The organism is Gibbsiella greigii (genome assembly GCF_039540155.1).
Classification (GTDB): Bacteria; Pseudomonadota; Gammaproteobacteria; order Enterobacterales; family Enterobacteriaceae; genus Gibbsiella; species Gibbsiella quercinecans.
Window position 1 is genome coordinate 174764 of record NZ_BAABEM010000008.1, and the last position, 19678, is coordinate 194441.

14 protein-coding genes, 1 tRNA gene and 1 pseudogene are annotated in these 19678 nt (G+C 51.8%); 8 read left to right on the top strand and 8 right to left on the bottom strand.

Going from position 1 to position 19678, the window contains the following annotated elements:
- Positions 1-40: 40 nt before the first annotated feature.
- From AC559G_RS09190 to AC559G_RS09205, 4 genes are all read right to left on the bottom strand, one after another.
- On the bottom strand, positions 41-496 hold the full coding sequence (locus AC559G_RS09190; RefSeq protein WP_498912324.1) for a hypothetical protein: 456 nt from the start codon (positions 494-496) through the stop codon (positions 41-43).
- 315 nt (positions 497-811) lie between these two features.
- Positions 812-2455 carry a carbohydrate porin gene (locus AC559G_RS09195; RefSeq protein WP_498912325.1) on the bottom strand — a complete coding sequence of 548 codons (1644 nt, stop codon included), beginning with the start codon at positions 2453-2455 and terminating at the stop codon, positions 812-814.
- 71 nt (positions 2456-2526) lie between these two features.
- Positions 2527-3900, bottom strand: a complete 1374-nt coding sequence (locus AC559G_RS09200) for an MFS transporter (protein WP_498912326.1) — start codon at positions 3898-3900, stop codon at positions 2527-2529.
- 40 nt (positions 3901-3940) lie between these two features.
- Complete coding sequence (locus tag AC559G_RS09205; protein ID WP_498912327.1) at positions 3941-5515, bottom strand: alpha-L-rhamnosidase-related protein; 1575 nt, start codon at positions 5513-5515, stop codon at positions 3941-3943.
- Between the two features lie 218 nt (positions 5516-5733).
- On the opposite strand from AC559G_RS09205, the gene AC559G_RS09210 reads away from it, so the two are divergent.
- Positions 5734-6546, top strand: a complete 813-nt coding sequence (locus tag AC559G_RS09210) for a helix-turn-helix domain-containing protein (protein WP_095848190.1) — start codon at positions 5734-5736, stop codon at positions 6544-6546.
- A gap of 186 nt (positions 6547-6732) precedes the next feature.
- On the opposite strand, the gene fhuE (AC559G_RS09215) is transcribed toward AC559G_RS09210, so the two are convergent.
- Complete coding sequence (fhuE, locus tag AC559G_RS09215; protein ID WP_498912328.1) at positions 6733-8967, bottom strand: ferric-rhodotorulic acid/ferric-coprogen receptor FhuE; 2235 nt, start codon at positions 8965-8967, stop codon at positions 6733-6735.
- A gap of 442 nt (positions 8968-9409) precedes the next feature.
- On the opposite strand from fhuE (AC559G_RS09215), the gene AC559G_RS09220 reads away from it, so the two are divergent.
- The 6 genes from AC559G_RS09220 to proR all read left to right on the top strand — a co-directional run bounded on the left by AC559G_RS09220 (position 9410) and on the right by proR (position 16582).
- A complete protein-coding gene (locus tag AC559G_RS09220; RefSeq protein ID WP_498912329.1) occupies positions 9410-10504 on the top strand; it encodes a YncE family protein in 1095 nt (364 codons plus the stop codon).
- Between the two features lie 104 nt (positions 10505-10608).
- The gene (gene fhuE, locus AC559G_RS09225) at positions 10609-12819 is read left to right on the top strand and encodes a porin family protein (RefSeq protein ID WP_498912425.1); all 2211 of its coding nucleotides are present in this window, start codon (positions 10609-10611) and stop codon (positions 12817-12819) included.
- A gap of 413 nt (positions 12820-13232) precedes the next feature.
- Positions 13233-14129, top strand: a complete 897-nt coding sequence (locus tag AC559G_RS09230; RefSeq protein ID WP_498912330.1) for a DMT family transporter — start codon at positions 13233-13235, stop codon at positions 14127-14129.
- Positions 14130-14438: 309 nt separating this feature from the next.
- Entirely contained in the window at positions 14439-15476 is a 1038-nt protein-coding gene (ftrA, locus tag AC559G_RS09235) for a transcriptional regulator FtrA (protein ID WP_498912331.1), read from the top strand.
- Positions 15477-15921: 445 nt separating this feature from the next.
- Entirely contained in the window at positions 15922-16275 is a 354-nt protein-coding gene (locus AC559G_RS09240) for a type II toxin-antitoxin system RelE/ParE family toxin (RefSeq protein ID WP_498912332.1), read from the top strand.
- 4 nt (positions 16276-16279) lie between these two features.
- Complete coding sequence (gene proR / locus AC559G_RS09245) at positions 16280-16582, top strand: helix-turn-helix domain-containing protein (protein ID WP_498912333.1); 303 nt, start codon at positions 16280-16282, stop codon at positions 16580-16582.
- A gap of 53 nt (positions 16583-16635) precedes the next feature.
- On the opposite strand, the pseudogene AC559G_RS09250 reads toward proR, so the two are convergent.
- The 3 genes and pseudogenes from AC559G_RS09250 to AC559G_RS09260 form a co-directional block, all read right to left on the bottom strand.
- Positions 16636-16945 (bottom strand): annotated as a pseudogene (locus AC559G_RS09250) (Arm DNA-binding domain-containing protein); the annotation flags it as partial.
- Positions 16946-17005: 60 nt separating this feature from the next.
- Positions 17006-17081 (bottom strand) — tRNA-Asn (locus tag AC559G_RS09255).
- A gap of 104 nt (positions 17082-17185) precedes the next feature.
- The gene (locus tag AC559G_RS09260; protein WP_498912426.1) at positions 17186-18340 is read right to left on the bottom strand and encodes an MFS transporter; all 1155 of its coding nucleotides are present in this window, start codon (positions 18338-18340) and stop codon (positions 17186-17188) included.
- Between the two features lie 159 nt (positions 18341-18499).
- Here AC559G_RS09260 and AC559G_RS09265 point away from each other — a divergent pair, with 159 nt between their 5' ends.
- Positions 18500-19447, top strand: a complete 948-nt coding sequence (locus tag AC559G_RS09265) for a LysR family transcriptional regulator (RefSeq protein ID WP_498912334.1) — start codon at positions 18500-18502, stop codon at positions 19445-19447.
- Positions 19448-19678 lie beyond the last annotated feature (231 nt).

The following is a 19678-nucleotide window of genomic DNA, read 5'->3' on the forward strand; positions in this document are numbered from 1 at the left end:
CAGGTTGTTCAGGATGCACAAGGGCGCCGCGAGGATGAGGTTAAAGACGCAAAATCGTCGGTTCGATAATCTCTACATCCGGGTTGGCGGCCTTCACCGCCGCCAAAAAGCCTAAAAAGTCATTATTAAAAAAAGTGATGTTATGCCTGAAACGGAACTCTTTTGCCCCACCATAGCGAGAATATCGCACAGCCCAGACGCGCCGGTTATTAATCTTCACCTCTGTCGGGCTGATTTTAACGATATCTGATAGCGGCACCTTGTAAACTTCGCTCCCTTTAATTTTATAAATATACGCTAAATCATAAAAATAGTTATCCGTTTTAATCCCCAGCAGCCTTCGAAAAAAAGACCTTTCAGAGATACGTTTTATTTCGCCCAGTTTAAAATTCATATTATTTTTGGCCGAGGATTTATAAGAAGATAACTTGGATGAGAAAACCATGATGATAGCGAATAAAAACAGGATAATTATAATGTTCAGGATGATATTCATTCGCGGAACCTTTAAATACGGGCTACAAGATATAACATCAGTCTTTGTTGTGGTCAAGGCTAAAGCTACGGCACCATAAGTTGTATATAAACACTCCACCCAGAACAAGGTTATATCCTGCGATTTTGGTAAGAAAAATATTAAAATATTTTTTTGCAAAAAAACGTTTGGCTGATAAAAAATGAACACCATTACATTAACGTAAACTAAAGGGCAACTCATTCATGAACATTTACATCCACGAAAGATATTAATCCATACGGATTATAAGCCCCCCCCCCCCGGAATGTATCTTTACATTCCGGGGCGTGATCATCAGAACCAAATTTCAGTTTGCACACCAAAGCTCCAGTTGCCGCCGGAGGTAAATCCTGCACTACCGAAATCATCATTAACAGCATAACGATCCAATTCTTTATCCCAGTTCATGTACGTGACAAAGAAACGAATTTCCGGCCGAGCTTTAATATCAAACACATCGCCCACTTTAAACGTAGGGGAAAAAGTTAATTTGTAAAAATCCCCTTTTACTGCCTGATAGGTCTCTACAACGCCGTCATTATTGTACGTCCTGCCATTCGGATTTAGATCCATGTATTGCCACGAGGTTTCGTAGAGCAACGCAAAGTTTTGAGTGATTGCCTGTGAGGCACGCAGGTTAAAGGAAGCCCAGTCGTAACGGTCACCACTGCGATAACGATTTTCACTGTGTTGTGCAATCATTGACGGGGCGATTTCCCAGTTTTTCGTGACCGGCAGAATACCGTACGTTGCGAACCTCATCGAGGTTGCATCACGGGTCAGGTCACCATCACTTCCCGGCTGCCGTGCTTCTGCGCCAAGCCCACGCCCGAACTGCAACGCACTTTCTGAGCTGCCCGGCAATAAACCGTAAAATCGCTGTTTGTCGTGATAAGCCAGCATCGCGTAATAGCCATGCTGAGCTGTGTTGTCACTGCGCAATGCGTAACTTCCCGTGGTCGACGCATTGTCTTTCAGTCCATCATTACCCTGAGCCGTCATACCGGTAAGCATCAGTTGCCAGTTGTCATAGAAATTATTTACGGTCAGCATCACGTTTTGCACATCATTATCGTGGTACCGATCACTACCGAGATCGCCAAAGTTACGAGCATAGAGCGAAAAGTCGTTTTTGAAATGCGGGGTCCACTGTACGTCATTGATCCCGCCCCCCGTACCCCCGAGGAACATGATGTCGCTGTCGGTGAAATGGATATCGAAATTATCTCTGTCGAACCGTTTGCCTGCCCACAAGGTGGCGTTTTTCACCGGCCCACCGAAACTCGGCAAGTCCATCATTTCCACGTAAATCTGTCGAATATTCAGATGATGGCTGTCGTTATCCTCAACCCATGGATTTGGATTATTCGCCCCATCGGCCATCATGGTTTTAAACCGCGCTTTTGATCCGTCATCAAACTGAAGGTGTTTGATAAAACTGAGCTCAACGTAGTTATCTTTTTCATTACCCAGACGACCAACGTGCGCATCACCGCCGATTGAGCTGGCAGGAGAAATTCCCGGCCCACCCCGCGCACCGTGCCCATTACTATTGAATAACATACCGGAGCGAGCATAGCCAGAGAACTCAAATCCATCGGCTGTCGTGGTATTTTTACTCGAAGCCAATGAGGTTTCTGCAATTTTTTCCCCCGTAGTGGCCGTCTGTACTTCGACGGCCGACGTGCGGTATTCTAGCTGCCGTATCCTGTTTTCAGCCACCTTTGCACGAGTATTAGCATCCAGTGTTTGCTGCTCAGCCTGTGTGGCGCGTAACTGAGCCTGTCTGGCATCGTTTTCAGCCTGATTCAAACGTTTTTCCAGTAAAGACAGGCGTTGTTCTACGGTTAAAGTTCTTTCGTCGGCGAAGCTAATTGCCGGTAACATCATGCCAATAAAAAGACATAACATTCCTGCGTAATTTGTCGTAAAACGCATAGAGAGTCCCTTTGTCGTGGTCAGGAAATATTACTGTGCTTGACGGTTTTTCGTAAAATATCATTCACTGTTTAATTATTAATATCACGCGTGGCACTACCAATGGCATTACATTTCCTTTCATCAAGCTCATTTTTTATTTTTTCATAATTATCATCAAGGCGATAATAACGGCCAATCCAGAACATTGAGCAAAGAATAAGGGCCGCGGGGATATACAGGTAGCAAGCTTTGATAACCACTAGTGCCTGGGTGTTTTGCACCTGATTTGCCGCGTAACCGCCCGCAGAGAGCAGTATGCCACTGATTGCGCCAGCGCCGGCCATAGCAACCTTACCCAGAAAACCGTTGATTGAGGTCAGGATACCTGCCGTATTGATACCGGTTTTCCATTCGCCATAATCGACAGGATCGGCCTGCATTGAAAAATAGATGGCCGTGCGTTGCCCTGCACCTATAGATAATATAGTCACACCGACAAGCAGCCCCAAAATGGCACTCCCGGAGAATATCATTACTAACATACCCGCTAAATTAATGGCACAAGCGAATAAGTAGACGTAGCGCTTTTTCATTTTCTCCGCCATAAATGGAACGGTTAACGTCCCTAGTAAGGGGACAAAAGTTGAGATACCTGCAGCAATTGCCGTAATATTCGGGTTACCAACATAATAATTAAAAAAATACACCAGTGCGCCAGTCTGGAAAAAAAACGCTCCCCACATCAGAAAAATATTAACGGCAAAAACGAACCAAGGACGGTTGTGACGCAAGCTGGTCCACGCCCGGTGAAGGGTCATTTTTTCATTTTGAACGTTAATGCTTTCTTTCACGTTAGCAAAGCTCAGCAACAGGAAAAAGACGGCAATCCCGCCGAAAATCACTGCGGTATAAAAGAATCCGGATTGTTGATTGCCATTGCCGAGTGAATGTACCAGCGGCAAGGTCGCCACGGCCACAACGGTAGAGCCAAGCGACCCCATAACAATGCGCACTGCTGAAAGTGTTGTGCGTTCTTTCGAATCATTGGTGAGAAAAGGCAGCATTGCGCAGAAAGGGATATTCACCAACGTATAAAGAAACGACAGGCACAAATAGGTTAGAAATGCATACCAGAGTTTGCCCGTCAGGCCGAAATCAGGGACATAAAACGACATGATGCACAACAAACCAAACGGCACCGCGCCGATCAACAGATAGGGGCGGCAACGCCCCCAGCGGGTATTGGTATTGTCAATAACGAGCCCCATCAGAACATCGGCAACGCCATCGACCAACCGGGTTACTAAAAACATCAGTCCGGTATAATAGGCGGGTAGCCCCATAATATCGGTATAAAAGAACATGAGGTAGAGCGAGATCATCTGCCAGACCAAGTTACAGGACAAATCGGCGATCCCATATCCCAGGCGTTGCCGCCACAGGGAAAATGTCGTTTTTTGCATGGTTTATTCTCTTGAGGGTGGTGGTTATTTTTTAAATGCGTTACAACCCGTATTTACGAATGAAATAAGCGGGAGTACAGCTCCAGGCATGGCAATAACTGTTAATTAATTTGCTGCCATAGGGAGAAAAATCGGGACGATTGGGGTCGTACAACTCCCAGAACGTATCAGCTCCGGCCTGAACCATGCCCCCCCAGTATTTTTTAATTTCGTGCACTGCGCGCTCGGTTTCACCGACACTTATCAATGCGTCGATAAAATGGTGCATCATGTAAGGCGTGTTCATCCCGATTTCGGGTTGTGTGGCCAACAGATTAGCAACCAGCCGTGAACGAAACGCTTCATCACCGACCCCCGCCAGCACCAGCCAAACCTGGGATGCACAGGATATTTGCCCATCTGAGCCACTAATGAAAAAGCCTTTATCTTCGTCCCACAATTCACGCATTGCCGCTGTTTCCAGTCGTCTTATATTCAGATCCAGCAAGGCGGTTTTGCCACGATCCGTCCGTTCTGCCAATTGGTCTGCTTTTTTAAGGCAATAAATCAGCACCCCCTGTGTAGCAGCTTGCTTATTCAAGGACGCATGCCAGTCAATAAACGACCACCAATTGTCACTGTCGCGAAGAATGCCATTTTCTTTGACGAGTTTGAGAGCAAGTTCAATCTGACGCCAGGCCGTTGGCCACAGATCATCCAACGTTGCCAAATCGCCCGTTACGGCAATGTAATCAGCAAGTGTTGCAACAAAAAATAGTGCGTAATCAAGCAAAAAAGTATCGTCGGCAATCACCTCGGGTTTTATAAACAGGTTGGAGGAAACCATGCCATCCTCACGTGTCACCCCGGCAAACAAATACAGGCAGCGTTTCACCAGATCGTTCTGACCAAAAGTCTGGTAATTGACCAGCGCCTGCAAACGCAAATCCCCCAGCCACAACCGACGGTCACGTTTAGGCCCATCCTCAAACACTTCCTGCATGCAATTACGTAACGTCAGCACGCTGACCTGATCGATGTTCCCCAGCAGAGCATCTGGGTGATGGACCTCGGAGAGCGAAGTGCTATCTGCCGACGTCACTGTAGTAAGACGGATATCACTGAGCCGGAGATTGAACTTCGCGGAAGTCGACACAACGTGAATTTTTACGTACCGGCAGCAATAGCGACGTGGTAACCGAAGCTGTACCGGCAAAACGTCAAGGTACACATCTTCCTGCTGTAACCAACTGCTGCTCAGCCAGCCATCATAGCCACTGAATGGTTCGGCGACTTCGGCCGGCGTTTCACCAAATATTAATTGCAGATGCGCCGGGGCGTCCGGTGGGCTCCCTGCCGCTTCGCAACGCAAGCTCAAATAACCGACACAATGCGTCCCGAAATCGATAATGATCTCATCGCCGGGAGCCAGTTCCCGCTGCGCCAGACTGGATATCGCGCCGCTCATTTCAGTTCGCCATCCCAAAACCTGCGAACTGTCCTCTGCGACATGAATCAAACAAACCGGCAGGCAGCAGGACTGCTGCAAAGTCGGCAGCAGTCCTGCTGCGGTAGTAAGAAAGTGTGGGTTGCGGTTAAATATAAGGTCGTTATTTTTCTGAATCCCTTGAGACATTCACTTACTCCTGTTCAATAATGTTGTGGAATCAAGTGTGCTCTCGGCGATATCTGCCAGCCATTCCGAAATTGCCAGTATTACTGTTGTAATGGCAGCCATAGTGGGATAGTTACGGTAATGATCACAAATCCTGAAAAACTATTGGCTGCCCTGCAGGCAATAATTTATGTTGGTTTTCTGCCCGGAGTTAAGAACGATATGAGATACGTTGCCCTATGGATAAGCTCAGAGTTGAAGCCTATTTCCCATCCGTTGATGAAAAGCTGTCGATCTATTCCAGTGATCCGGAAGATAATAACCGCGAGCATTGCCATGATTTCAACGAACTCGTGATCGTCGACAGTGGGCACGGCCTCCACGTGATCAACGGGAAACCGGTGTTTATTCAAGAAGGCGATGTTTTTTTCGTGAGAGACAACGATTACCACTTCTACGATGAGCTGGGCACGCTCAAGCTGATTAATGTGTTAATAAATCCACAAACACAATTCCATTACCTGACGAACACCGAGGAGTTACTATCCCGCTTTTCAGCTAGCGAAAATAGCCATTACGGCTGGTTGATGCCGGAAGTGAAAAATCATTGCCGCAGCTTGATTGGTCAGATGTTTGAAAATGCACCAGACATCCAGACGTTACAACAAGAAGGGTTGTTTTTTCAGCTGATAATGAACCTGGTCAATCAGCAGGAAATCGGGGATCGTAGCCATACCCAATATAAGCTGCATCGGGTGCTCAATTATTTGCAAGAGCATTGCTTCTCTGAAATTAACTGGATCGACGTAGCGGATGAGTTTTTGTTGACGCAACGTACGCTATTTCGTCGCATCAAAGAAACGACAGGTATGACGCCGGAAAATTATCTAAAAAGACTACGGCTAGTTTCTGCCCGAATGAAAATTAAAAATACTGAAACATCCATTACCGATATCGCTTTTATCTGTGGATTTTCAAATAGCAATCATTTCACTGCATGCTACAAAAAGGTTTTCGGGATAACCCCAAGTCAGGAACGGAAAATAAAATAAATGCTACATAATTACAAATCGGGGCTTATAACTATTGAACAATAGATATTTTAAATTTCCAAGTTTATTCTTAGCATTTACCTGAGTATTTTCCTATCATAGGCTAATAAGAAAAAATCCACTGCACTGCGCCAATATATCATCAAGCGACCGCGCCCTGTTCATCCAGGGCGCGGTGGGTGTAGATCAGAATTGATATGACAAGCTAACCGAGAAATTACGCGGCTCGCCGTAAACATAGTTATTCATGTAGGTGTAGTAGGTGCGATCGAACAGATTATTGACGTTTGCCTGTACCGCCACCTGTTTGGTGGCCTGGTAACGCGCGAACAGGTTAGCCAGTGGGTAGCTGCCCTGATAAACGCGCTGGGTGCTGCCATCCGGGGCGCTAATATCCTCAAACACGCGGTTCTGCCAGTTGATGCCGCCGCCAATAACCAGATCCGGCAAGCTGGGGACCTGATAACGGGTAAACAGTTTGAAGTCGGTTTGCGGCTGGTCCGGATTATAGCGGCCGTCTTTATCACGCGCGACGTAACGCGTCGCGCCAAACGTCAACTGCAGATTGTCGGTAAGTGCGCCATTCAGTTCAAATTCCGCCCCTTTACTCCGCGCGCCCTTGGTTGCGTAATAAGCCTGCTCGCTGCTGTTATTAACATACACCCCATTCTCTTCGGTGCCGACGTTGTTCTGCTCGATACGGAACACCGCAACGGTGGCGGTCAGGCGGCCATCAAACCAGGCGGCTTTCAGGCCGGTTTCATAACTTTTACCAGTAACCGGCGACAGATAGTGGCCGGAAGCATCGCGATAGGTTTGCGGCTGGAAGATCGAGGTATAGCTGGCATAGGCCGACCAGATATCGTTAATGTCGTACACCAGGCCCGCATACGGCGTGATATTGTTTTTTTCCATATCGCCACTGCTACCGTCTGTGCTCCATTGGGTGTAACGCGCGCCGACAATCAGCGACAGCGGATCGGCCAACGAGAAACGTGCGGCGGTATAAGCGGATTTCTGGCGAATCACATCATCCGCATTCAAATACCACCCCTGCCATTGCGGCTCGGCAATATCGCCATTCCAACTGTTGTTAAACGCGCCAATATCGCTGGCGGCGATATTGTAATTGTCGAGATCGGTAATGCCGTCCTGGCTGTAGGTGGCGTTATGCTGGCGATTGTAGCTGATCCCGGCCATCAACTGATGGTGGCGCCCCAGCAACTGGAACGGGCCGCTGGCATAGCCATCGACCGAGGTAAGTTCACGCTTGCCGCGATCCATACTGCCCCAGCCAGTAGCGCCTTCCCCGGTGCTTTCATCCGGATAAGCCGAGTAAGCGACATACAGTAACTTGTCGCTAAAGGTATTTTCCGCGTGGGTGCCGTTGACGTGGAGGCTCCAGCCGTTATCAAAATTATGCACCAGATCGGCATACACCTTGCGCGCGTTGGTATGGAAATTGGCCCAGTCGGCGGCGGAGTTCAGGCTACGGTTATAGTGCGTCAGTGAGCCATTGCTGTAAAACACCGGCAGCCCGCCCCAGGTGGGGTTGCCGGTGTCGGCGTCTTCATAGTCGTAACCCAGCGATAAAGTTGTGCGTGCGGTGATATCCGCATCCACCACGCCGTAGAGGAATTTTTTGGTTTTATGGTAGCGATCCAGCCAACTGTCCTGATCCTGATACCCGCTCACCACACGGCCGCGTACCGTGCCGTCTTCATTCAACGGCCCAGAAACATCAGCAACGTAACGCTGATTATTCCAACTGCCATAGCTGGCGCTGACGGTGCCGGTGAATTCTTTGCTGTCCGCATGTTTGCGCACCATATTCACTGACGCTGATGGGCTACCTGCGCCGGTCATCAGGCCGGTGGCGCCACGCACCACTTCTATACGATCATAAATCGCCGTGTCTGAAGCGGCATCCCCATAGTTCCACGCATCGCCGACCGACGTAGGAATGCCGTCAAAGGTAAAGTTAGTGATTTTGAAGCCGCGGGAATAATATTCGGAACGTTCGCTGTCGATCAGGTTGCTGGTGATACCAGTGGTGTTATTCAACACATCGGTAACGGTTTGCAGTTGCTGATCCTGCATGCGCTGCTGGGTTATTACGCTGACTGACTGCGGCACGTCACGGGGCGTCAGCAGCAGTTTGGTGCCGGCACGCGTGGTTGTTACCTGATAGTCCTGTTTCTTGCCTGTCGCCACGCCGCTGGCGGCGGCGGTGGCATCCACCACCATATCCTGCTCCTGTTGATTATTGCTGGCCGCCGTCTGGGTGGCGGTTTCATTGGCCTGCGCCAGCATCGGGCTGAGGAAGGTATGTACCAGCATTGCCAACAACGACACCGTGAATGTTTTACCAATACCATAAGCGCATGTTGCAGCGCGAGTTCCCCTGCAATTCAAAGGCATAATATTTCCCGTGAAATTAAGCGTGAGCGGCTTTGTATCGCTTCTGTTGTGATGGCATTACGGCACCGAAATAGCAGGAGAAAATCTGCCGTTCCGGGGCGCATAAAATAAAGAAGCGCATGATTTTGTAAGGATAATGATAATCATTTGCGAGAATAATCCTAAAGAGGTTTCATTTAAATATGTAAGTTTATGTAAAGAACATAATAGTCAATAAGTTATGTTGAATATTAACCCGGTAATTACTGGCGTTTTCATTTTTTCAGCCCGCAATTAAGCGTGAACTGGGCAAAGAATTGTGATTTTTCTGCTGCGGTGGATACCGCTTTGCTCGGCGTCGATTTGCTTAGTTTTCGTTAATGCGTATTATTCTCACTTTTCACTCACCTTTTCGCGGGCTATAAGCCTGACGGAAAGCGTTCGTCCATTAATGGAGTTCTGAATGAAATCGTTTTTGAGTTCGCGTATAGGTGTGGTTGCAGCAGCGGTTATTACCGCGTTAAGTCTGACAGCTTGCCAGGCACCGGCCAAAAAAGCGGAAACGCCGGTGGCGGCCGCCGCGGCAAAACCGGTTGATCAGGCAGTGACGCAGCGTGTATTAGGCGACGGGCTATATGAACTGGCGTATTCGCCGGCGGCTAACGCACTGTATGTCGCCAGTGCGCAGAGTTTTAAGGACGTGAACGGCGGCATGCTTTATCGCCTCGATCCGGTGACCCTTGCGACCAAAGGCGAAACCCACACCGATCTGAAAAACTTCGGTATGGCGATTAATGACGAAGGCAACAGTTTCTATACCACCAATTCGCTGGACGGTAGCGTATCCAAAGTGGATGCGAAGAGCGGCAAAGTAGTGCAACGCCTGGCGTTGGGCGGCGGTAAAGATAAAGACGGCGATGCGATCGGCGCACGTGAGATGCTGCTGCACGGTAACGAGTTGTATGTCGGCCGTGTGGCCGATCCTGGCTTTATTACCGTTATCGATACCAAAACCTTTACCGTAAAAACCACCATCAAAAATGCCGGGAAATGGGTGACGGGCATGATTTATTCACCGCAGACCGGGCGCATTTACGCCGCCAACGGCGGGGGCGAGGTTCTGGTGATCAATCCGCGCAGCCATAAAATTGAGCAGCGCTGGAAGCCGGATGATGGCAAAGCGTATCTGTTCCTGAATATGGCGGAAGATCCGGCCACCGGCCGCCTGTTCGTGACCGATGACTCCAAAGGCAAAACGACACTGGTGTTTGATATCCACACCGGCAAAGTTATCAAACGTATCGACGGCGATGCATTGGGCATTAAGTTCAATGCCAAACGCAATGAGATCTACCTCAGCCAGCGGGAATCGAAAAAAGTGCTGCAACTGGATGCCACCAGCTACGCGGTGAAAAATAGCTGGGCGTTCGACACCAGCCCGAACAGCCTGCTGGTCTCAGCCGACGGCGAAACGCTGTATGTTTCGCTGAAACAGGCGTTTAACGAAGACAGTTCGACGAAAGGCCCGGATAGCGTGGCGCGCATTGCGCTGAAATAAATCCGCCAGGGAAGGCCTGCGGGCCTTCCCTGCGTGAAGCAGGTTTGCTTATGTGAACGCTTTTCAGTCAGCTCGCTAAATAATAATATTTTTTGAGAGTGATCATGTTCCGTTTTTCATGCCACAACGGGCTCAATCGCGCTGTCGATAACGCCTGCGCCAATCCTCTTTTGCCGAAACTTTCGCTTCTGACGGTGGTTATCGCCTCTGCGCTGCATATGCCTTATGTCTCGGCCGCTGACACAGCCAGCAGCGAGGAAACGCTGGAAGTCACGGCGTCTTCGGGTAATGCAGAGAGCACGCAGGATACGGACTATAACGTGCCGGTGACCCGCGCCGCGACTAAAATGGCGTTGACCGCGCGCGATATTCCCCAGTCGGTCAGCGTGATCAGCAAGCAGCGCATGCAGGATCAAAAGCTGGAGACACTGAATGACGTATTAAGAAATACCACCGGCATTAGTGAATTTAATTCCGGCGCAAACCGCAGCAATTTTTATTCGCGCGGATTTATGATTGATAATTATCAGATTGACGGCGTACCGGTCCTGATTGATTCCGCCTGGAATATCGGCGACACGCTGTCTGATACGGCGATTTATGACCGGATTGAAGTCGTTCGTGGTGCGACAGGCCTGATGACCGGGGCAGGCAGCCCTGCGGCTTCTATTAATATGGTACGTAAACATGCCGACAGCAAAACGTTCGAGGGCAATCTCTCCGCGAGTTACGGTAGCTGGGATAATCAACGTTATGTTGCCGATCTTTCCGCGCCCCTGACCGAGTCCGGTAATGTACGTGGGCGGCTTGTGGCGGGTTATCAGGATGGTGACAGTTGGCTGAACAATTATCACAGCCAGAAGAAATTTCTTTATGGTGTCGTCGACGCCGATCTGACAGACTCAACAACCCTTTCCATCGGTTACGATTATCAAGAAACGCACATCGCAGGAGCAACCTGGGGAGGTTTGCCCACGTTCTATCTTGACGGCAGCAAAACCCACTATGATCGCAGCACCAACCTTTCGCCTGACTGGGCCTACAACAACAGCGACGCTAAAAAAGTCTTTGCCAATCTGAAGCAAACGTTTAGTAACGGCTGGGCGTTCAACCTAAGCGGCACGCACTCTGAAGCGACGATGGACAGTAAGCTGCTCTATATCGACGGCTATTTTGACAAGACCACAGGTATCGGTATCGGCCCTTATGCGGGATACGATTTGTTAGGCGGCACGGGCTACAACACGGCGAAACGTAAAGAAAATGCGGTAGACGCTTATGTCAGCGGCCCTTACACGCTTTTTGGTCGCCAACATGAGCTGATGGCCGGCGTAACCTATATCCGCCAGAACGATCGTTATATCGGCACATCAACCAGCTTTACCTCGGCAGACATCGGTGATTTCAACAACTGGGGTAATTATCCGCAGCCTGGCTGGGCCGACCAAACGCTGGCGCAGGATAATACCATCCATCAGAAATCTGCCTATTTAGCGACACGCATCTCGCTGGCCGATCCTCTGCATCTTATTCTTGGCGCCCGTTATACAAAGTACAACGCCGCTACGCTGACGCAGAATATGGAGAAGAACAATATCACGCCGTACGCGGGCCTGGTCTATGACATCAACGACACCTATTCTGCGTACGCCAGCTATACGTCAATTTTTAAACCACAGACCTATCGCAATGCGCAAGGTGCTTATCTGGCCCCCGTCACCGGCAAAAGCTATGAAACCGGGATAAAAGGTGACTGGATGGACAGCCGCATTACGGCGTCATTAGCCGTATTCCGCATTGAGCAGGACCATCTTGGCGCAACAGATTACTCGCTGGTGCCGGGCAGCACTGATTACGCCTATTATGAGCAAAATGGCACGGTCAGTAAGGGGATTGAGTTCGAAATCAACGGGGCAGTAACAGACAATCTGCAGATGACTTTTGGCGCGACACGCTACGTTGCTAAAGACGGCGAAGGTGCAGCGTTAAATCCAACCCAGCCGCGAACCTCGTTAAAATTGTTTACCAGCTATCGCCTGCCGATGCTGCAGGATCTGACCGTTGGCGGCGGTGTTAACTGGCAGACGCATACCTGGGATAACGTTGCCGGGCCGGACGGTGCATCCACGCTCTATGCAGAGCAAGGCAGCTATGCCCTGGTTGATCTTTTTGGCCGCTATCGCGTCACTAAACAGCTTTCAATTCAGGCGAATCTGAACAACCTGTTCAACAAGACGTATAACATCGATGTCGGCAGAAACACGGTATACGGTGAACCCCGTAACGTTTCCGTCACGGCGAATTACAGCTTCTGAGGCGGTTAAGCGCGTACTGAATGGCGTTTTCAGACGCTGTACAGGCTACGGCAGAGGATAACGGCCTGGCCTGTGTGAGATGAAAAAACGTTCAGGTTCAGGCTGTTTCTGTGCCACGGAGCGCCCAACGCCAGAGCGAGAGAATAATTCGCACCAGGCAAGATAGACAAAAGCCCGCTTAAGAAAACTTAAGCGGGCTTTCTAAATATGGCGCCGTTGCCAGTAACGGGAAGATAAGCAAGCTAAAGGGGCTGTTTAAGATTTTGTGTAAAATCCTTACCTCAGAAAATTGGCGTAACCTTTACGATCAATGGCATTGATGCCACTTCCAGTCATTTTCAAACCGCTTGATAATCCAAGAAAACCTATGATGCCCACCGATACGGCAAAGTATCCGGATTATTGGAATTTATATGTCAAATAAATATAAAGTAGCGGGAGCCAGTACACTCCTCGTCTTGGTCTATGTGCTGCAGTTTCTAACGGCGCGAGCCAGCCTTCAGGGGAACATAACTCCGTCTGGCCTGACGATCCTGCGCTTCTACACAGCGGGAGCCCTTTTTTTGCCCTATATCTGCACGGCGGAAGCACGTACGCAAGTCTCCCAGCTCGGCCTGGGCAAGATTATCACCCTTTCCATCCTCGCCGGTTTCCCCTACCTGATGGTTATCAACACGGGGATATCGCTGACCTCTGCCGGTTATGTGGCCGCCGTTGGTCCCGGGTCGATCGTCCTGTTTTCGTTCCTGCTGCCGATGTTCCTGCTAAAGGCCCAACCAGATCGCGCATCGCTCTTCAGCACCGGCTTTATTACCTTAGGGATCCTTCTATTTATCTACAACACGTTCTTGTCCAAAGGTCTTTCCCCTGTGGGGACAGCACTCTTCGTCCTCCAAGGTCTGATGTTTTCGCTGTACGGCGTGCTTATTAAGCGTTGGCAGGTTAGCCCGATTCTTGGAACCGCCGTTATCTCGCTGGTTTCCTGCTTTCCAGCCTTCATCGCCCATGCGGTGATGCCAACCGGCTTCTCAGCCTCCACGATGACGGAACTGCTCTTCCAAGCCTTCGCCCAAGGTATTCTTGCTGGAGCGCTCGCCATATTCCTTTACACCTACATCGTGCACAAAACCGGGCCTCAGCGGGCCTCCCTGGTGATGCCAAGCGTACCCATTATCACAACAGTGGCTGGCTGCCTACTGCTCAACGAATCATTAAATGCAGTTCAGGTCATCGGCTTGATCTCGATGGCCCTGGGCATGGCCCTGCCCGGTTTAGCAGCACTCCGGCATAAAGCTGTTACTTCCGCCTAGCCATGAATCGAAGGTCATAGATAAGAAGCTATCAATTGGTTTCGGACCCGCTTGACAATCGGTGGTATGACCCCTCCCTGCCGGGGATGGTGCGCAGCGTCGGCAACCGGGAATTCGAAGAGGAGTGGAAGCCTGTCGATCAATGGGGGCGCCTGGATTTTTCCGCAGTTTGCACCGACCGACTGGAAAAGGCCTGAGCATCCTGGTCGCCGCTTCTTCGCAGGGTGGCGGCCATCGTTACCTCTTGCAATCGTAAATCACTCATCTACGATCAGATAGTGGTCGTCGTTTGCAGGGGAAAACGCCAGTATGGATGCAGTAAGCAGAAAGGGCTCGGGCCCTAACGTTGTCTGTTTGATCTCGGATGAGTTGCTCGCTTTCGAATTCGGAATTGCCTACGAGGTTTTCGGGCTACCTCGCCCCGAAAGTTGGGATGATTGGTACCGATTCGGTTGCGCAGCCGTACGGCCGGGAAGAATCAGGTCCAGCGGGGGCCTCCCCGTCTACATTGAGCAGGGGCTGGAGGCGCTGAAAGAGGCCGACTTAATCGTCATCCCGGGCTGGCCGGATATCGATTCCCCTATCGAGCAGTGCGTAGTTGAAGCGGTCCGCCAGGCGCACCGACATGGTGCCCGCGTCGCGTCGCTTTGTTCTGGCGTTGTCGTGCTGGCCGAGGCGGGCCTGCTGGACAGCGGCAAAGCGACCACGCATTGGCGCTTTATAGACCGTATTGCGTCGCGTTTTCCACGGGTCGACTTCGATCCGGACGTGCTGTACGTGGACCGTGGAACAATCCTCACGGCGGCGGGCAGCGCTGCCGGCATGGATTTGTGCATTCACATCGTCCGGCAGGATTTTGGCTTAGAGAAGGCTAACATTGTTGCACGTGGTCTGATTATGCCCCCGCACCGCGAGGGAGGACAGTCACAGTTCATTCCCCAGCCGGTCCCCAGAGCCTATGAAGCGACACGTATTGGCACCGTTGTGGAGCACATGAGGCAAAATCTGGGCGACAGTCATCCTGTCAAGGACCTGGCCAAACTTGCGGGAATGAGCCTGCGTACATTTCAACGCAGGTTTGAGGCATTAACGGGGCTTCCCCCCAGCACCTGGTTGATGCGCGAGCGGCTGCGGGTGGCCTGCGAACTACTAGAATGCACGACTGTGCACGGGCTCGAGGAGATAGCGTTACTGAGCGGCTTCGGTAGTCTGCCGACAATGCGTCATCATTTCAGGAAGATGCTCAAAACAAGCCCGAGGAGCTACCGACAAGTTTACCAAGGGGCCTCATCCTTCCAAGTCCCTTCCCGCCGGGGCGCTTTCGATACATGGCTTAGTCCAGAATGATCCACGCCGGTTCCCACCTTCTCATGCCGCTGCTCGCAGTGGCATGAGAAGCATCAACAGGTCAGGGATGGCGCCGCTAGACACCGAATTATCAGGCAGATGCGTAATTTACCGAAATGAGCTTAATATCCCTCCAGCACAAAATGCTTCATGACCTGAAATAAGCGCCTGATGTATCAGGACGGTCGCCTTTTACCGGCATCAACCTTTGAAAATGCCGGACCGCATTGTGGTTAAGGTCATTCTCTACTCAGCTTCACCTTCCTGCTTTTTATGCGGCCTGTGCCGAAAAGCGACGACGAATTTGCACAGCATGTAATGAATGACCGGAATACACCTTTAGTTTCCCGGTAAAGAGGAATGCATTTCGCCAGGGGTAACTTCAGACTCTTTATTATCGCTTTGCACCTATATAGTCTGCAAGCTATATTAATAAGGAGATCCCGTGTGGACGATTAAAACAACGGATACGTTTGATCACTGGTTTGCCTCGCTCAATGAGACCGATCGTGCCAGCGTGCTGGCGGCGCTTATCGTTCTGCGGCAAAAAGGGCCGGGTTTGCCCAGACCCTATGCCGATACGATTAAAGGCTCTCGTTACAGCAACATGAAGGAACTACGCGTTCAGAGCCGGGGCGATCCGATACGGGTGTTTTTCGCTTTCGATCCTTACCGCAATGGCATTCTGCTTTGCGGCGGTAACAAGATCGGCAATGAAAAACGTTTTTATGACCAGATGATCCCGGTTGCTGACCGGGAATTCACGAATTATTTGAAGACATTAGATGATAAGGAGTAACGCGATGGGCAGAACGCTCGAACAACTTCTTGCGGATGAAAAACCGGAAGTCGTGGCCAACGCGCAGGCGATGGCGGCGGACATCCTGCTCAACATCCACCTTGCCGAACTGCGTGAGGTAGTGCAAAAAACACAGGTGGAAATGGCACAGGCTCTGGGCATCAGGCAGCCGACCGTTGCCGGTATGGAAAAACCGGGGCGCGACCTGAAACTGTCCACGCTTAAACGATACGTTGAGGCGGCGGGCGGTAAACTGCGCCTTGACGTGGAACTGCCTGACGGTTCTCACTACGGATTTACTCTATAAATATCGGCACTCTATTCCGGAGGGGGATCAGAACGATCCGGGGATAACCCGCGCAGGCGGACGGCATGGTTCTCCGACCATGTTTTGTTACTTTATGCCAGCTCAGTGCCACCGTCATGAAACTCTTTTCTGGTGAACGAGCCGCTTTTTCAGCAGCACGCTGTTGCCGGGCATAGCCCAGCGAAACATCGGGATAAGCGCCTAAACCAAGGCGAGGCTCTTTGCCACCGATACGATATTTGAGATACCACAAACGTGAACCGCGGGGATTGACCAAAGATACAGGCCATGCGAATCGGCGACTTTACAGGGTTTGGATGTTGGTTTGAAACTGCGGATTTGCGCACCGGAAAGGTTTGTCACGCAAAATAATGGATAAAAAGCAAAAAACCAGACATCCGTAGATATCTGGTTTCTTTAATATGGCTCCTCTGACTGGACTCGAACCAGTGACATACGGATTAACAGTCCGCCGTTCTACCGACTGAACTACAGAGGAATCGTGTGAACGGGGCGAATAATAACGGGGGCCTCGCGGTTTGTCAAAGCGCTAAATAGCAAAAAAAGTGCGTTTGCTGCGCGAATGAACACATTGGCCTGTTTTTATCCATTTTGCTGATTTTTCGAAAGTTGTTGCTCCCCTTTCACCACCACCGGGAAACCGTGCCGTTTCGCCGCCCCTACCACCGCCAGCGCTGCGGCCAGCAAGATAAGCAAGGCGGGAGAAAATGCGCCTGTGCCGAACCGTTCAAGTAAAATGCCGCCGACGATGCCGCCACCGGCAATAGCCACATTCCAGGCCGTCACCAGCATTGATTGCGCGACGTCCGCCGCGTCACCGGCCGTTTTCGCCAACGCCGTCTGAAACAGCGTCGCTGCCCCACCGAAGGCCAGCCCCCAAAGGGCGACCGCTGCATAGACAATGGCGGGCTTATCGCCGGCGACGCCGAGCGCCAGCGCGGCAAAGGCAAACAGCAACGTGCTGGCGAGCGTCAGGGGCCGCAGGTAACGGTCAATCAGCACGCCGGTGAACCAGATACCGGCCAGTGACGCGATGCCGAACACCAGCAGCACCAGATCCGTGCGTTGGGCCAGGCCGGCAATCGCCAGGAACGGCGCGATATAGGTATAAAGAATGTTATGCGCCAGCACAAAAGCCAGCACGGCGAACAACACGGGGCGAATGCCGGGCAGCATAAACGTGTGCCCCAGCGGGCGGCGTTGGTTCTGCGCCTGCCCGGCGAAATCCGGCACCTGAAGGCGCACCCAGACCATCAGCAGCAGTGCCAGCAGGCTCATAATAGCGAAGCAGGCGCGCCACCCTACCACCGCGCCCAACAACGTTCCCGCCGGCACACCCAACGACAGCGCCAGCGGTGTTCCCACCATGGCGATCGCAATAGCTCGCCCTTTCTGGTGCGCAGGCACCATACGCGCGGCATACCCGGCCAACAACGCCCAGAGCAACCCCGCCGAAACGCCGGCCAGCAAGCGTGCCGCCATCGTCAGGGGATAACTGGTGGAAAACGCCGTGACGGTATTCGCGGCGAAAAATCCGAGAATGGCCGCCAGTAGCAGCGGCCGGCGCCGGATCCCTTGGGTCGCCGCCGTCAAGGGGATGGCGGCCAGCAGCGAACCCAGCGCATAAACAGTGACGGTCTGGCCGATCCAGGCTTCGGAAACCGCCATACTGTGCGCCATCTGCGGCAACAGGCCGGCCGGCAACGCTTCGGTGAGGATGGTGATAAACGCCGCCATCGCCAGTGCTAACAACGGTGCCAGGGGCAATTTGGAATCGGTCACGGGAATACCTTGTGGTTAATAATGGTTCCGCAACGATAATTACCCGCCGATTAAAGAAAAAGTAGGCTACAGTTCCTTGTTATGCGGAAACATCTGTCCGCAATGAGGGGGGAGATGGAAAACTTAAACGGCTTTGCGGTGTTCGTGCAGGTGGCGGAAACCCGCAGCTTTGTCGCGGCCGGCCGCTTGTTAGGCGTTTCGGCTTCGGCGGTGGGTAAAAGCGTGGCGCGTCTGGAAGAGAAGTTCGGTGCGCGCCTGTTCCACCGCAGCACGCGCAGCGTCACGCTGACCGCCGAGGGCGCCATGTTCCTTGAACGCTGCCGCCGTATCCTCGCAGAAGTTGAAGCCGCGGAGTTGGAACTTTCGCAGGCTACCGCCGCGCCGCGTGGCAATCTGCGTATCAGCCTGCCGCTGGTCAGTTCGCTGGTGCTGCCGGTGCTGGGCGAATTTATGGCCGCATACCCCGAGATCGTCCTGGATTTGGACTTTACCGACCGGCTGGTGGATGTGGTTGAAGAAGGCTTTGATGCCGTCGTGCGTTCGGGGGAACCCGCCGACTCGCGGCTATCCGCGCGCAGGCTGGGCACCTTCGAGCTGATGCTGGTCGCTTCCCCCGCCTACCTGGCGCAACGCGGCACGCCGCAAGTGCCCGACGATCTGCTCGAACACACCTGCCTGCACTACCGCTTCCCCAACAGCGGCAAGCTCGAAACCTGGCCGCTGCACCGCGCGCCCGGCGAACCCGAGTTGCAACTGCCGACGTCCATGATCTGTAACAACATCGAAACCCGCATGTGTTTCGCGATGCAGGGCCGTGGCATCGCCTGCCTGCCGGACTTTGCCGTCAGAACGCCATTGGCCGAAGGCGGGCTGCGCCGCGTGCTGCCCGAACATGCCCAGCGTTTCGGCACCTTCTATGTGCTCTGGCCGGCCAGCAAGCACCCTTCCCCCAAGCTGCGGGCGCTGGTTGATTTCCTCTGTAGCCGGGTGTTTCCGCAATCGGAAGCTGGCGTAGCCGCAAAAGCCAGAACCAACGCATCACCTGCGGCACGGCAAGATTGACACATGGAAAAACATGCAGGGCCACCAATGCAAGGCCGGCGGAAAAGACAATGGCCTGATCACACCTGCTGTCTGGCAATAGCCCCGAACAGGCTTTATTTATATATACCCGTCATACTTCAAGTTGCAGGTGTGTTGGCTGCGCTCAGTCACCCGAATCACTTACCTGTGTAAGCTCATCGGGATGCCTTCCCTTGCCGCCTTCCTGCAACTCGAATTATTTAGGGTATA